Genomic DNA, 14,036 nt, shown 5'->3' on the forward strand with positions numbered 1-14,036 from the left:
CGCCGCAAGCGCCCGGATCAGCCACGCTTTCCCTCGAAGAACTCCTGGGCTTCGCTGGCTTCACCCGCCGGGTCCTTTCCGCTCGTTGCACCCTGTTCGGCGGTCTCCACCGCATTCCCTCCGCCGGCTTCGCCCCGGCGTCCGGCGTCAGCTTCGTCGCCTGCACGCCCGGTTCCCCCGAAGCTCCTGAAGACAAGCCCGGCCACGGCAGCGCCCACCAGCGGAGCGGCCACAAACACCCATACCTGTTCAAGTGCCCATCCCGAGCTGAACACGGCTGAGGCAACAGCCCGGGCGGGGTTGAAGGGCAGGTTGCCGACGGACTGTCCCAGCTGCAGGAGAACGGCAAAGGACAAACCCACTGCGACTGCCGCGGCTGGGCTGCTTGCCTTGTCCCTGCCGGCCGTACCGAGGAAGACGGCCACGATGATTGCGGCTCCGATCAACTCCAGGAGGAGTACTGCCGCCAGCGGCGCCTGGATGATGGAGTGTTCGCCGAAGCCGGCCGTTACGGTGTCGAACGCGGTCCGGCTGTCGGCTATGCCCGGCAGCGTGCGCAGGATCCCGTAGAGGGCAAGGCCCGCAAACACGCCCCCGGCCAGCTGGGCCCCGGCATAGGCGGCGGCCGCGCCTGGACGGATCCGGCCGGCAAGGAGATGGCCGGCCGTGATGGCAGGGTTGAAATGGCCACCTGAAACGTGTGCAAAAGCGAGCATTACGGCCGTTACCGCAAGGCCTGCGGCAAGGGCGGCAGGCAAGGGGCTCGATTGCGGAATGTTGAACAGCGGCACGCCCAGTCCGGCCAGGGTCAGGAAGAAGCTGCCGAACGCTTCAGCCGTCAACCGGGGCAGAAGCCCTGGCAGGGCTGCTTCAGGGCCGGACGGCTGCGGTGCATCGTGACGGGCCGGGACAGGCGTGCTCATGGTGGTGACCTTCAGGTAGGCGGACGGGGTTGCCTTCAGGCAACCCCGGGATTATTCCAGCGCCGGCTGTGCGTTCGCTGGAGGGAGCGGCGCGAAGCCCGCGCCGACACGGGTCAAAGAGCCCCGGCCCACCACGGTAAATTTACTGCATGAGCATCGAGCCGGACACATCCACGCCCTCCCTCAAGTCCCGCATCCACGGCTGTCTCCTGGGCGGCGCACTTGGTGACTCACTGGGCTACGCGGTGGAGTTCGATTCGATCGAGCAGATCCGCGCCCGCTTCGGTGCAGCCGGTGTGACCGGCTTTGAAGACCTGGCAGGAATGAGCCACTTCTCTGACGACACGCAAATGACGCTCTACACCGTTGACGGCCTTGTGGAGGCGCTGGAATGGGCGAACTCCGGGGTAGGCGCCGACGTCAACGCCTGCCTGTGGCTCGCGTACCTGCGCTGGCTCGCAACGCAGGGCGAACCGGCCCCGGCATCCGCCCCGGCGCCCCAACCGCGCTGGATCGATGGGCAGTCGGCCCTTCACCAGCGGCGGCATCCTGGCAAGGCGTGCATCTCGGGCCTGGCGACGGGCGAAATGGGCACCTCCGTCCGGCCCGTAAACCCCGAGTCGAAGGGTTGCGGCACGGTGATGCGGTCCGCTCCGTTTGGGCTGATTCCGCATATAACGGCCGACGCCGTCTACAAGTTGAGTTCCGACGCCGCCTCCCTGACGCACGGCCATCCGTCAGCCCGCCAGAGCGCCGGAACCTTCAGCCTGCTGATCCACCGTCTCGTCGCGGGTGACGGGCTGCGGGAAGCGGCCGCCGAAGCCCTCGCCCACGCCACAGGGTTCGATGGGGTGGCTCCCGAACTGCCCCACCGGCTCGAGGGCGCACTCCGGCTGGCCGGCAAGGGCATCGTGACGCCGGAGGAACTCGTCCAGGCACTCGGCGAGGGATGGGTGGCTGAGGAAGCACTCGCCGTCGCACTTTACGCTGCCCTGGCCACCCTTCCCGACACGGGCGCACCGCCAGCGGACCCCGTGCAGCACTTCCGCGAGGCGGTGGCCCTTGCCGTCAACCACAGCGGCGACAGTGATTCGACCGGCTCACTTGCCGGGAACATCCTGGGCGCCTTCTACGGCGAGGATTGCCTGCCCGGCGAATGGCTTGCGGCGCTGGAATCACCGGAGGTCATCCGCGGCATGGCCGACCAGCTCGTGGCGGTTACGTCCGCCGAAGGCTGACGTTGTTGCAGGCCTCGCAGATAACCTCCGGTATCAGGCCGCGCCGCTGCAGGAATCCGATCACACAGCCAAGGCAAAAGCCGGCGAACGCTTCGAGTGACGCCGGGTGGCAGCTTTGTTGCGCCGCATGAACCCGGCGGGCAGGCCTCAGGCGCTGACGGCTGCGGCGGCGAAACTTCCCACCATCTGCAGGAACTCCCCCTCGGACAGGACCTCGATGGCCTGGCCGCGCTCGTGGAGCTCCAGGACGCGCCGGGCTTTGCCCGTGAGCCTCCCGGAGCGGAGGTCTGAAGCGACAAAACCGTCCCCCACCACCAGGACGGTGGTGCGTCCGGTGACCCTGCTCTCCGGCCGGGCACCGAGCTCCGCCGACCGCAGCTTCGCTTCCGGCCGGCCCAGGGAGAGCTGTCCCGTAAAAACAACCGTCTGGCCGTAGAGCGGGTGGCCGGGGTGCGCATGCGGGTTGGGGTCCGGGTTGGCCCCCTCCTCGGGCCAGCCTGCCTGAAACGGCCTGACCAGTGCCGCTCCGCTGCCTGCCGCACCGGAGATCGCGGCCAGGCTCGGCTTGGACAACGCGTCCCGCGCCGGGTCGAAGGCCTCCTGGCGGGGCATCACGAGCCCCAGGGAAAGGTACAGCTCCGCGATGCTGTTGGCTCCGTTGCGGCGGGCGATGTCGATGAGGATGCCTGCGCAGGCACGCGCATCTTCGGCGGCGTCGTGGTGCTTGACCAGGGGCACGCCGGCTTCCTCGGCGGCAAACGGCAGGGAGTTCGAAACCAGCGAATAGCACCGGCGGGAAAGCATCACGGTGCAGACGTAGTCGTAGGCCGGGCCGGACAGTCCTGAGACCTCCAGTCCAGAGCGGATGACGCCCAGGTCAAAAGCGGCATTGTGCGCGGCGATGATGTCATCGCCCATGAAGGCGCCAATTTCCGGGAAGAGCTCCCCGAAGCGCGGCATTCCGGCGACGTCACGGGCGCTGATGCCGTGGATACGCACGTTGTGGTAGTCAAAGTGGTCATGGTTGGCCGGCGGCCGCATCAGCCATGAGGCTTCCTCGACAATCCGTCCGCCCCGGACCTTCGTCAATCCCACGGCACAGGGCGAGCCCCGGAATCCGTTCGCAGTCTCGAAGTCGATCGCCGTAAAGTCCAAACCCACGGGCCAACCTTACCGCCGGGGGCTGGGCTTCCGGCGTCAGCCGTGCGGTCCTGTCATGGATATCACCCTTCCGGATGGTGGCCGGAACCACGCTTCGGCCGGGGCCTGAGGTGCGTCAAGTACCCTTGAGTGGTGAACTTTCCTGTGATGAACGACTTCGCTGTGTCCATGCTGGGTGGTGCGGGACCGGTGCAGCCACAGCTGGCATCCTTCCTGCCCGACTGGCTGAACCCCCAGGTCTTCCTGGCCGATCCTGCCCTGGCACCCTGGGTGGTCCTGCTGGTGTGCGGCATCGTCTTCGCGGAAACCGGCCTGCTGGTGGGCTTCTTCCTGCCGGGAGACTCCATGCTTTTCACCGCAGGCCTGCTGGTGGCCACGGGCACCATCAAGTTCAACGTGTGGCTTTTTGCGCTGTTGATCATGGTGTCGGCCATTATCGGCAACCAGACCGGTTATCTGATTGGTTCCAAAGCCGGCCCGGCCATTTTCAACAAGCCCAACTCCCGCCTCTTCAAGCGGGAGAACGTTGAGAACGCACACGCGTTCTTCGAAAAGCATGGCGGCAAGGCCCTGATCCTGGCCCGCTTCGTCCCGATCATCAGGACCTTCGTCCCGGTCATCGTCGGCGTCGCCCAGATGAACAAAAAGAAGTTCTTCCTCTTCAACGTGATCGGCGCTGTCCTGTGGGGCGGCGGGGTGACGCTCCTGGGTTACCTGCTGGGTGACCGTATCCCCTGGGTCCGCGAAAACCTGGACATCATCTTCATTGCCATCGTCCTGGTCTCGGTCCTGCCCATTGGCGTGGAAGTCCTCCGCGGCGTGTCGGCAAAGCGCCAGGCGAAGGCCTACGGCACCGACCCGGTGGACGAGTTCATCGAGGAGCATGCCCCCGAGAGCGAGCACAAGACACCGCGCGATATCCACGAGGGCGTCCGCATCGAGGAACCTGCCCCGGAGGACGAGGGCAAGGCACCGCGCGATATCCGCGAAGGCACCCGCTCAGACTAGGTTGCCTGGTGCTGTCCGTGCCGGCGGCAAGATCACTGTTAAACGGCTGTGCTCCCCGTTCCGGCGGGGAGCACAGCCGTTTAAGGAACGGCCAGGGCGGTTACCGGTCCCGGAGGGCCTCAACGACGGCTGGCAGGAGAGCCCGGAAGGCCTTGCCGCGATGGCTGATGGCGTTCTTCTCGTCGGCGGACAGTTCCGCACAGCTTCGCTCTTCCCCCGCCGGCTGCAGGACGGGGTCGTAGCCGAAGCCGCCACCGCCACGCGGTTCCCGCAGGAGGACCCCCTCCAGCTGCCCGTATTCCACCACCTCGCGCCCGGGTCCGCCGTCGGATCCGGGTACTGCCAGCGCAGCCGCACAGACGAAAGCCGCGCCCCGGTGGGCATCCGGCACGTCTGAAAGCTGGTTCAGCAGGAGCCGCAGGTTCGCTTCGTCGTCGCCGTGGCGGCCGGCCCACCGGGCCGAGAAAATTCCCGGCGCCCCGCCCATAACGTCCACGGCAAGGCCGGAGTCATCGGCGATGGCCACCAGCCCCGTTGCCTCGGCGACAGCGCGCGCCTTCAGCAGCGAATTTTCCGCGAAGGTAACACCGGTTTCGATGACGTCGGGGGCACCCGCCGCCGCTGCATCCACCACCTGTGTGTCGACGTCGAGCCCCGGCACCTGCCCCCGCAGTAGTTCGCGCAACTCCCGGAGTTTGCCTTTGTTATGGGTGGCAAGCACCAGGCGCGGAGCGGCGGGCGCCGCGCTCACAGGGTGTCTGCCAGGGTTTCGCGCTGGATTGCGGCGAGCTGGGTGGTGCCCAGCAGGGCCAGGTCCAGGAGCTGGTCCAGTTCGGCGCGGTCGAAGGGTGCGCCCTCGGCGGTACCCTGCACTTCCACGAACTTGCCGGAGCCCGTGACCACCACATTCATGTCGGTCTCCGCCCGGACGTCCTCAACGTATGGCAGGTCCAGCATGGGAACGCCGTCAATGATGCCCACTGACACCGCCGCGATGGTGTCGATGAGGGGCTGGGCGTTCTTTGCGATCAGCTTGTTGTCACGGGCAAACCTGATGGAGTCAGCGAGCGCAACATAGGCCCCCGTGATGGCTGCGGTCCGGGTTCCGCCGTCAGCTTGGAGGACATCGCAGTCCAGCACGATGGTGTTTTCACCCAAAGCCTTGGTGTCGATGATGGAACGCAGGGAACGGCCGATGAGCCGGGAGATCTCGTGGGTGCGTCCGCCGATTTTGCCCTTGACCGATTCGCGGTCGGACCGCGTGTTCGTGGCCCTCGGCAGCATGGCATACTCGGCCGTAACCCAGCCGCGGCCCTCACCCTTAAGCCAGCGCGGGACACCCGGCGTGAGCGAAGCGGTGCACAGGACCCTGGTGTTGCCGAACTCGATCAGGGCCGATCCTTCAGCCTGGTTGGACCATCCGCGGGTAATGCTGATGGGCCGGAGCTGGTCCGGGGCGCGGCCGTCGGCGCGCACAATGGGCACTGCAGTTGCTTCAGAAGTCATGCCTTTAGCTTATCCACTGCAGCCCGCCGCGGGATTCCAGGTGCCCACCGCCAAGGGTGCTGCCCAAAAATCGTTTCCTAGATGGTGTAGTGGACGCCCGCGACTGCCACGGCGACGTCGCCGCCGAAGACGGGCCGGGCCTCGGCCATCACGGTGGTCTGCGAGGTCCACACCGGAATGTGCGTCAGCAGGAGCCGGCGGGCTCCGGCAGCCGCGGCGGCCTCCCCTGCGCGCTTGCCGGTCAGGTGCACATCCTTGATGCCATCATCGCGGCCTTCTTCAAACGCTGCCTCGCAGAGGAACAGGTCCGCATCCTTGGCGGCCTCCTCCAGCCCGGCGCAGGAATCTGTGTCACCGGAGTAGGTCAGGGTCCTGGTGACGTTGTTGCCTGCCTTGTCCGGCTCCACCACTTCCACGCGCAGGGCGTAGCACTCCTCGATGGGGTGGTTGACGGCGAAGGGAGTCACGGTGAAGGGACCCACTGTCACAGCTTCGCGTTCCGCCCAGTTGGTGAAGTCGAACTCCTCATGCATCCCCGGGTCCAGCTCGAGCCCGTAGGCGGTGGCCATCCGGTCTGCCGTGGCGGCCGGTCCCCACACGGGAATGCGCCCGCGGCCCCAGCCGCCCGGCTTCCACCGGACGGCCACGTGCAGGCCGCAAAGGTCCATGCAGTGGTCCGGGTGGAGGTGGGTGAGGAAGATCGCGTCGATGTCCTCAAGGTCGGTGTAGCGCTGGATGGCGCCCAGCGCACCGCTGCCCAGGTCCATGACCACCTTCCAGGTCCGCTCGCCGTCGTTCGCCGTCAGGAGGTAGCACGACGCCGGGGAGCCGGGGCCGGGGAAGGATCCGGTGCAGCCTACGATGGTGAGCTTCACTGGCCGGTGCCTCCGGTCACTGAGCTCCCCACGAAGTTGGAGATCCGCGGGCGGTTGCGGGCACTCTGCGCGGCCGCAATCATCTCCGGGGTGATGCGGGCCAGGCTGCCGGTGGGGTATTGGGCGGACACGTGGTCGACGTGCCGGACTGAAAGCACCTCGGGGCCCAGGAACCTGCGGGCCAGTGCCTCGAACTGGCCTGCGTCCCCCGTTGCCACGAAGTGGTGTTCCGGCGGGGCGGCGTCGGTGCGCTGCAGGTCGTGGGTGGCGAGGGCCCGGTACACGTCCTTGGCTGTTTCCTCCGCGCTGGACACGAGGGTGACGTCCGCTCCCATAACGTAGGAGATGACGCCGGTGAGCAGCGGGTAGTGCGTGCAGCCCAGGACCACTGTGTCCACGCCGGCAGCCCTCAGCGGCGCGAGGTACTCCTCAGCGACCGCCAGCAGGGCCGGGCCGGTGGTGATGCCGGCTTCCACGTAGCTGACGAACTCCGGGCAGGCCACTGACGTGATTTCCAGGTCCGGCGCGGCCGCGAAAGTGTCCTCGTAGGCCCGGGAGCCTACCGTGGCGGACGTGCCAATGACGCCCACCCTTCCGCTGCGGGTAGCGGCAACGGCACGGCGCACCGCCGGCTGGATGACCTCGATGACGGGGATGCCGTACCTGGCGGTGTACCGTTCCCGGGCATCGCGCAGCACAGCGGCCGACGCCGAGTTGCAGGCTATGGTGAGCAGCTTGACGCCGGAGTCCACCAGTTCGTCCATCACGCCCAGGGCGTTGGCCCTGACTTCCGCGATGGGCAGGGGCCCGTACGGTCCGTGCGCCGTGTCCCCGACGTAGAGGATGGATTCGTTGGGAAGCTGGTCGATGATGGAGCGTGCCACCGTCAAACCGCCTACGCCGGAATCGAAGACACCGATGGGCCGTGATTCCACGGCGGCGGCCGGGAGGTCGCTGGCTGCGGATACCGCTGCAGCGCCTGCTGACGGATCCATGCTCGAGGCTTTTGTCATGATTATTCGAGGATAGGTCTTCCCTGCAGCGTCAGGCACCATCTTGTGGCCTGTGACTCATGTCTAATTTGTCACAGGGCCGGGACGGGAGCGCCCGGCCGGTCAACGGCGGGTATCCAGGGCCTGCAGCATGGCCTGGACCAGCGACTCCTGCAGCCAGGTGGCGAAGTTGTAGACCAGGGCCAGGTAGCTTTCCACGTCCTCGGCCTGGGACCAGTCCTGCATCTGGTGGACGTGCTCGGCATCCTCCTCATCCTGGATGTCCAGCCGTTCGGCCAGCACAAGCCGGACGTCGTTCAGGGCCATTGACCAGTGCCGCGCGCCGTCCGCACTGAGCACGATCTCGTCCTTGTCCAGGTCAAGTGCCGCCGCGCGGAGGGCGCCGATCTTTGTTTCCCGGAGCGAACGCTCGGTGAGCTGGCGGAACTCAAGTGACGCGGCGCCGTCGTCCTTCATCACGTTGGGCAAAAGCCGCTTCACTGCCCTGTCCGAGGGCTCGGCAACGTCCATGTCCAGCCCGATCAGTGCTGCCAGCGGATCCTGGCCCTTGCGCTCCTCCGGCTGGAGCATGGAGATGACGTCGTCGATGAGGCTCCGCAGCAGTTCCCGTTCGGCCGGCTCCAAATAGCCGGTGATGCCTTTGAGCCCGTACTTGAACGCCTTAGCCACGTTTCCCCTTACCCTGGCCCGGTCCGCCGGACTTGCCTGAATTGCCGCCTGGTCCGCCGCTGGCCTTCTCCACCGTGGCCCACAGCCCAAAGCCGTGCATGGCGACGGCATGGCGCTCCACCTGTTCCTTGCTGCCCGAAGCAACAATGGAGCGGCCCTTCTTGTGGACCTCCATCATGAGCTTGTTGGCTTTGCTTTCGGGGTAGCCAAAGTAGCTTTGGAACACGTAGCTCACATAGCTCATGAGATTGACGGGGTCATTCCAGATCACCAGGTTCCACGGGATGTCCGGTGCGGCGAGGAAGTCGGTTGACTCCGCCGTGCCGGTCCGGGTGCCCTCTTGCGTATCAGGGCCGAGCGCAACGCTTAAGGTCATCTGTCCATTCTATGGGGAGGAGAGGCCCACGCCGGATGGGCCCACACCGGCGAGGGCCCCGCGGCGAAGCGAAGCAAGACGTGGCAGCCGGTGGATGGGCCCACACCGGCGAGGGCCCCGCGGCGAAGCGAAGCGAGACGTGGGAGCCGGTGGGGACTAGAGTGACTTTCGTGAGCACCTCAGCCGGCTGGGACCATCCCCGCACGTCCTTTTACACTGACCACTACGAGCTGACCATGCTGCAGGCGTCGCTTCATTCAGGCGCCGCGCACCGCAAGTCCGTTTTCGAGGCCTTCGCCCGGCGGCTGCCGGACGGCCGTCGGTACGGCATCGTGGCCGGTACGGGCCGGCTGCTGGAAGGCATCGCGAATTTCCGCTTCGGAGAGGCCGAACTGGACTTCCTGGCCCGCACGAAGGTGGTCAATGACCAGACGCTGGAGTACCTCGCGTCCTACCGTTTCTCCGGCGATATCTGGGGCTATCCGGAAGGTGAAGCCTACTTTCCGAACTCCCCCATCCTCATCGTCGAGGCCACCTTCGGCGAAGCGTGCATGCTGGAGACGTATCTGCTGTCCGTGCTGAACCACGACAGCGCCATCGCCTCCGCCGCGTCCCGGATGGTCAGTGCCGCCGGCGGCCGCCCCTGCATTGAGATGGGCTCCCGGCGCACCCATGAGGAAGCGGCGACGGCCTCCGCCAGGGCAGCCATCATTGCCGGGTTCGACAGCACGTCGAACCTGGAGGCGGGAATCCGCTACGGAATCAAGACAGTGGGCACCGCCGCCCACTCCTTCACCCTCCTGCATGACACGGAGCGCGACGCCTTCGAGGCCCAGATTGCGTCCCTGGGCGAGTCCACGTCCCTGCTCGTGGACACGTACGACGTCGAGACGGCCGTGCGCACGGCCGTGGACCTTGCGGGCCCGCGGCTTGGGGCGGTCCGGCTGGATTCGGGCGACCTCGTGGCCCAGGCCCAATGGGTCCGCCAACTCCTGGACAACCTCGGCAACGAAAACACCAAGATTGTGGTCACGTCCGACTTGGACGAGTTCGCCATCGCCGCCCTGCAGTCCGCCCCCGTGGATTCCTACGGGGTGGGCACCTCACTGGTCACAGGGTCCGGCGCCCCGACTGCCAGCATGGTCTATAAGCTGGTGAGCCGCACGGACGATGACGGGGACTTCGTCTCCGTCGCCAAAGCCGCCAAGAACAAGGGCAGCGTGGGCGGGCGGAAGTACGCGCTGCGGAAACTGGACGAACGGGGCATTGCCACTGCGGAGGTGGTAGGTGTGGGCCACCGGCCCGACGACGACGGCAATGACCGTCCCCTGCTGCAGCAGTTCATGAAAAACGGTGAGCTGATGCCGGGGTGGACCGGCCATGAAGGGGTCCTCCGGGCACGCCGGCGCCACGCCGAGTCCATGGCTGAACTGCCGGCCGTGGTTAACCGCCTCCAGCGCGGCGAAGCAGCCATCCCCACTATTTACGAGGAGAACTGATGTCCCGGGCCCTGATCATCGTTGACGTCCAGAATGATTTTTGCGAAGGCGGTTCGCTCGCCGTGGCCGGCGGCGCGGCGGTGGCCGGTGCCATCAGCGAATACGTGGATGCCCACCACAGCGAATTCGACCACATCGTGGCCACCCAGGACTGGCACATCAACCCCGGAGACCACTTCTCCGAGACCCCTGACTTCATTGACAGCTGGCCGCCGCACTGCGTGGCCGGAACCCGCGGCGCCGAGCTCCACCCGGACCTGGACACCGAGTACATCGACGCCTATTTCCAGAAAGGGCAGTTTGCTGCCGCGTACTCCGGCTTCGAGGGACTGCAGGCGCCGGAAGACGCCGTGCCCACCGGGGAACGGCAACCCGGCGCCCTGCCCGGCGCCGGCGACGCGGACAGGTATGCCGCGGCCGAGGATGCCATCGGCCTGGACGACTGGCTGCAGAGCAACGACGTCGAGGACGTGGTGGTGGTGGGCATAGCCACCGACTACTGCGTCAAGGCAACCTCCCTTGACGCCGTGCAGGCGGGCTACTCCGTGACGGTCATCCGTTCCCTGACGGCGGGGATTGCGGAGGACCTCGAGGAAGCGGTCACGGAGATGGAACTCGGCGGCGTCGACGTCGCCTGATTGGTCGTAACTGCAAAAGCGGCCCGGCACACTTGTACCGGGCCGCTTTTGCAGAGCACTGCTATTTCCTGCCGATGAACCAGTCCTGGAGCTTTCGCAGGCGGGACTGCAGCTGTTCTTCGTTGGCCTGCGCCACCGGCGGGCCGCCGCAGACAGTCCGCAGCTTGGTGTGCACCACGCCGTGGGGCGTGCCGGTCCGTGCCGACCAGGCAGCCACGTTTTTGGCCAGCTCGTTCCGCAGATCCATGAGCAGCCGGTGGTCCGGTACGGCCGGAGCCGCGGGTTCCGTGCCGGCCGCGGAGGCGGACGACTTCCGGTTTTTCCGGTTGAGTTGCTCGTGCTGGCGCTGGCGGAGCAAAGTGCCCACCTGTTCGGCGTCCAGCAGCCCGGGGATGCCCAGGAAGTCCATTTCATCGTCGGAGCCCACTTCGCCGCCCGTGCCGAACTCGCCGCCGTCGAACAGGACGCGGTCAAAGGACGCCTGGGAGTCCAGGGCCTCAAACTTGCCCTTTGTAAGGCTGTCGGAGGCCTTGTCCTCGCGGTTGGCTTCGGCCATCAGCGAGTCTTCAGGGGTGAAGAGCCCGTCCCCATCCTCCTTCTCCGGCCGGTCCAGGGCGTGGTCCCGTTCCGCCTCCATGGAGTTGGCCAGCGCCATCAGCTGGGGAACCGACGGCAGGAAGACCGACGCCGTTTCCCCCCGTTTACGGGCACGGACGAAGCGGCCCACCGCCTGGGCGAAAAACAGTGGGGTCGAGGTTGACGTGGCGTACACGCCGACGGAAAGCCGGGGTACGTCCACGCCTTCGGACACCATGCGGACAGCCACCATCCACCGTTTATCGCTGGCGGTAAACTCTTCGATCTTGCTGGACGCCTTCGCGTCATCGGAAAGGATAACGGTGGGCGATTCCCCCGTGATCCGCTTCAGCTGCCCGGCGTACGCGCGGGCGTCCTCGTGGTCAGTGGCGATCACCAGGCCGCCCGCGTCGGGGACCGTGCGGCGCACCTCGCTCAGCCGCTTGTCCGCTCCGGCCAGCACGGCGGGGATCCATTCGCCAGCCGGGTTCAATGCTGTGCGCCAGGCGTGCGAAGTAACGTCCTTGGTCACCGCGGCTTCACCGAGTGAAGCGGCCATCTCCTCGCCCGCGCTGGTCCGCCAGCGCATCTGCCCGGAATACGCCATAAACATCACCGGCCGGACCACGTGGTCCCGCAGGGCATTGCCGTAGCCGTAGGTGTAGTCCGCCTTCGACCGCCGGATCCCGTCCCGGTCCTCCGCATACTCCACGAAGGGAATAGGTGAGGTGTCCGAACGGAACGGGGTACCGGTCAGGGAAAGCCGGCGCGCCGCGGGGTCGAACGCTTCACGAAGGCCGTCGCCCCAGGACAGCGCCTCGCCGCCGTGGTGGATCTCATCAAGGATTACCAAGGTGCGCGCTGCCTCGGTTTTGGCCCGGTGCAGCATCGGCTTGCTGGCCACCTGGGCGTACGTGACGGCGACTCCGATGAAGCCGCGGCCGTGCTGGCCGTCGGAGTTCTTGAAGTTCGGGTCGATGGCAATGCCCACTTTGGCCGCCGCATCCGCCCACTGGCGCTTGAGGTGGTCCGTGGGCGCGACGATGGTCACGCGGTTGACCGTGCCGGACTCGATGAGCATGGACGCAACACGGAGCGCGAAGGTGGTTTTACCGGCACCGGGCGTAGCCACGGCCAGGAAGTCCCGGGGACTTGTCCTCAGGTAGAGGTCCAGGGCTTCCTGCTGCCAGGCACGGAGTTTCGGGGCGGTTCCCCAGGCTGCGCGTTCCGGATAAGCCGGAGGCAGGGTGGGGCCGCCAAAGAGCGTCTCCGTCACTACTTGTTGTTGCCTGAGTCCCCTCCGGGACCCTTGCCGCCGTCGTTGCCCGGGCGGAGGCCGTCATAGACCTCTTTGCACATGGGGCATACGGGGAACTTTTGCGGATCCCGGCCCGGTGTCCAGACCTTGCCGCACAGGGCGATGACAGGCTCCCCCGTCAGCGCGGACTCCATGATCTTTTCCTTGCGTACATAGTGCGAAAAGCGCTCCCGGTCCCCGGGCTCCACTTCCTGGCGCAGTTCCTCGCGCTCAATGGTGGCTGTGGACGATCCAGCCCCGGAAAGCTCACGCATCGGGTCGTTGTCGAGAGGGTCCGTCATGCTAGTCATGCGATCCATCTTAGCCGTTCCGCCGGTGGGACGTTCGACGCCGGAGCCCGCCGCCGCGCCGCCCGGGACCCGCCGCCGTCGTACTTTTCTCCCGGCTGGCCCGGGCGGCGCCTTCCGGTCAGAGGCCTTGCCAGGCAGGTTTGTTGTCGTAGGTGTGGCGGTAGAAATCCGCGAGCTTCAGCGCCGAGGCGGCAGCTTCGTCCAGCAGGACGGTGGCGTGGGGATGGAACTGCAGCACGGATGCGGGGCAGATGGCGGATACCGGACCTTCGACGAAATCGCGGACGGCCTGTGCCTTCTGCGCACCGGTTGCCACGAGGATCACATGCCCGGCATCCATGATCGTCCCCAGCCCCTGGGTCAGGACGTGGTGCGGGACCTCGGCCAGGCTGTTGAAAAAGCGGGCATTGTCCCGGCGTGTCTGTTCGATGAGGCTCTTGATCCGGGTGCGGGAGGCGAAGGAGGAGCCGGGCTCGTTGAAGCCGATGTGGCCGTCGGTTCCCACCCCGAGGAGTTGCAGGTCGATGCCGCCGGCCGCCGTGATGGCTTCCTCGTAGGCGCGGCACGCGGCCAGGATGTCCGCTGCCGTACCATCCGGCCCGTGGACGTTTTCCGGAGCGATGTTGACCCTGTTGGTGAACTCCCGCCGGATCACCTCCCGGTATGACTCGGGGTGGTCCGCGGGCAGGCCCACGTACTCGTCCAGGGCAAAACCGGAGGCACGGCTGAAGTCCAGGCCGCCGCGCCCGTGCCGGTCAGCGAGCTCATCGTAGACCGGCAGCGGCGACGATCCGGTGGCAAGGCCCAGGACGGCGTCCGGCTTGCGCCGGAGGAGCTCCTCGATGGAGTCCGCGGCAAGTTTGCCGATCTGCTTGCTGCCGTTGAGGATGACAACTTCCATAGTGTTCCTTCCGGGGTCGTTTCAGCGGTGACGGGTGGCGGTTTG

General features: G+C 66.7%; 15 protein-coding genes and 1 pseudogene. 4 read left to right on the plus strand and 12 right to left on the minus strand.

Annotated features, from left to right (window positions below; genetic code table 11):
* Positions 1-17 precede the first annotated feature (17 nt).
* Positions 18-923, minus strand: coding sequence for an aquaporin (locus M1D93_RS11845; RefSeq protein WP_461171738.1), 906 nt, complete (start codon positions 921-923; stop codon positions 18-20).
* 149 nt (positions 924-1,072) lie between these two features.
* Between M1D93_RS11845 and M1D93_RS11850 the strand changes: the two genes are divergently transcribed.
* Positions 1,073-2,161 carry an ADP-ribosylglycohydrolase family protein gene (locus M1D93_RS11850; RefSeq protein ID WP_461171739.1) on the plus strand — a complete coding sequence of 363 codons (1,089 nt, stop codon included), beginning with the start codon at positions 1,073-1,075 and terminating at the stop codon, positions 2,159-2,161.
* Here M1D93_RS11850 and M1D93_RS11855 read toward each other — a convergent pair.
* Both M1D93_RS11855 and M1D93_RS11860 read right to left on the minus strand, forming a co-directional pair.
* Positions 2,142-2,264, minus strand: a pseudogene (locus tag M1D93_RS11855) (DUF4395 domain-containing protein); the annotation flags it as partial. The gene M1D93_RS11850 and the pseudogene M1D93_RS11855 sit on opposite strands and share 20 nt — an antisense overlap.
* Before the next feature lie 44 nt (positions 2,265-2,308).
* Positions 2,309-3,322 carry a 3'-5' exonuclease gene (locus M1D93_RS11860; protein WP_461171740.1) on the minus strand — a complete coding sequence of 338 codons (1,014 nt, stop codon included), beginning with the start codon at positions 3,320-3,322 and terminating at the stop codon, positions 2,309-2,311.
* Positions 3,323-3,469: 147 nt separating this feature from the next.
* Between M1D93_RS11860 and M1D93_RS11865 the strand changes: the two genes are divergently transcribed.
* On the plus strand, positions 3,470-4,330 hold the full coding sequence (locus M1D93_RS11865; RefSeq protein ID WP_461175002.1) for a DedA family protein: 861 nt from the start codon (positions 3,470-3,472) through the stop codon (positions 4,328-4,330).
* A gap of 100 nt (positions 4,331-4,430) precedes the next feature.
* Here M1D93_RS11865 and rdgB read toward each other — a convergent pair whose 3' ends face one another.
* The 6 genes from rdgB to clpS all read right to left on the minus strand — a co-directional run bounded on the left by rdgB (position 4,431) and on the right by clpS (position 8,769).
* Entirely contained in the window at positions 4,431-5,081 is a 651-nt protein-coding gene (gene rdgB / locus M1D93_RS11870; protein ID WP_461171741.1) for an RdgB/HAM1 family non-canonical purine NTP pyrophosphatase, read from the minus strand.
* Complete coding sequence (rph, locus tag M1D93_RS11875; protein ID WP_163162542.1) at positions 5,078-5,836, minus strand: ribonuclease PH; 759 nt, start codon at positions 5,834-5,836, stop codon at positions 5,078-5,080. The genes rdgB and rph overlap by 4 nt, the downstream gene beginning before the upstream one ends.
* Positions 5,837-5,913: 77 nt before the next feature.
* A complete protein-coding gene (locus tag M1D93_RS11880) occupies positions 5,914-6,711 on the minus strand; it encodes an MBL fold metallo-hydrolase (RefSeq protein ID WP_461171742.1) in 798 nt (265 codons plus the stop codon).
* Positions 6,708-7,706: a glutamate racemase gene (gene murI, locus M1D93_RS11885; protein WP_461175003.1), complete on the minus strand. Its 999-nt coding sequence runs from the start codon at positions 7,704-7,706 to the stop codon at positions 6,708-6,710. Before murI ends, M1D93_RS11880 begins: the two co-directional genes overlap by 4 nt.
* 120 nt (positions 7,707-7,826) lie before the next feature.
* Entirely contained in the window at positions 7,827-8,393 is a 567-nt protein-coding gene (locus M1D93_RS11890; protein ID WP_461171743.1) for a DUF2017 domain-containing protein, read from the minus strand.
* Positions 8,386-8,769 (minus strand): ATP-dependent Clp protease adapter ClpS, encoded by a 384-nt coding sequence (gene clpS / locus M1D93_RS11895; RefSeq protein ID WP_461171744.1) that lies wholly within the window; start codon positions 8,767-8,769, stop codon positions 8,386-8,388. Before clpS ends, M1D93_RS11890 begins: the two co-directional genes overlap by 8 nt.
* A gap of 170 nt (positions 8,770-8,939) precedes the next feature.
* Here clpS and M1D93_RS11900 point away from each other — a divergent pair, with 170 nt between their 5' ends.
* On the plus strand, positions 8,940-10,268 hold the full coding sequence (locus M1D93_RS11900; protein WP_461171745.1) for a nicotinate phosphoribosyltransferase: 1,329 nt from the start codon (positions 8,940-8,942) through the stop codon (positions 10,266-10,268).
* Positions 10,268-10,906, plus strand: coding sequence for an isochorismatase family protein (locus tag M1D93_RS11905; protein ID WP_163162532.1), 639 nt, complete (start codon positions 10,268-10,270; stop codon positions 10,904-10,906). Before M1D93_RS11900 ends, M1D93_RS11905 begins: the two co-directional genes overlap by 1 nt.
* Before the next feature lie 61 nt (positions 10,907-10,967).
* Here M1D93_RS11905 and M1D93_RS11910 read toward each other — a convergent pair whose 3' ends face one another.
* The 3 genes from M1D93_RS11910 to nagB all read right to left on the minus strand — a co-directional run bounded on the left by M1D93_RS11910 (position 10,968) and on the right by nagB (position 13,991).
* The gene (locus tag M1D93_RS11910) at positions 10,968-12,758 is read right to left on the minus strand and encodes a DEAD/DEAH box helicase (protein ID WP_461171746.1); all 1,791 of its coding nucleotides are present in this window, start codon (positions 12,756-12,758) and stop codon (positions 10,968-10,970) included.
* On the minus strand, positions 12,758-13,090 hold the full coding sequence (locus M1D93_RS11915) for a DUF3039 domain-containing protein (RefSeq protein WP_370455872.1): 333 nt from the start codon (positions 13,088-13,090) through the stop codon (positions 12,758-12,760). Before M1D93_RS11915 ends, M1D93_RS11910 begins: the two co-directional genes overlap by 1 nt.
* 118 nt (positions 13,091-13,208) lie before the next feature.
* On the minus strand, positions 13,209-13,991 hold the full coding sequence (gene nagB, locus M1D93_RS11920; protein ID WP_461171747.1) for a glucosamine-6-phosphate deaminase: 783 nt from the start codon (positions 13,989-13,991) through the stop codon (positions 13,209-13,211).
* Positions 13,992-14,036: the final 45 nt, after the last annotated feature.

The organism is Arthrobacter sp. Z1-9 (assembly GCF_054792695.1).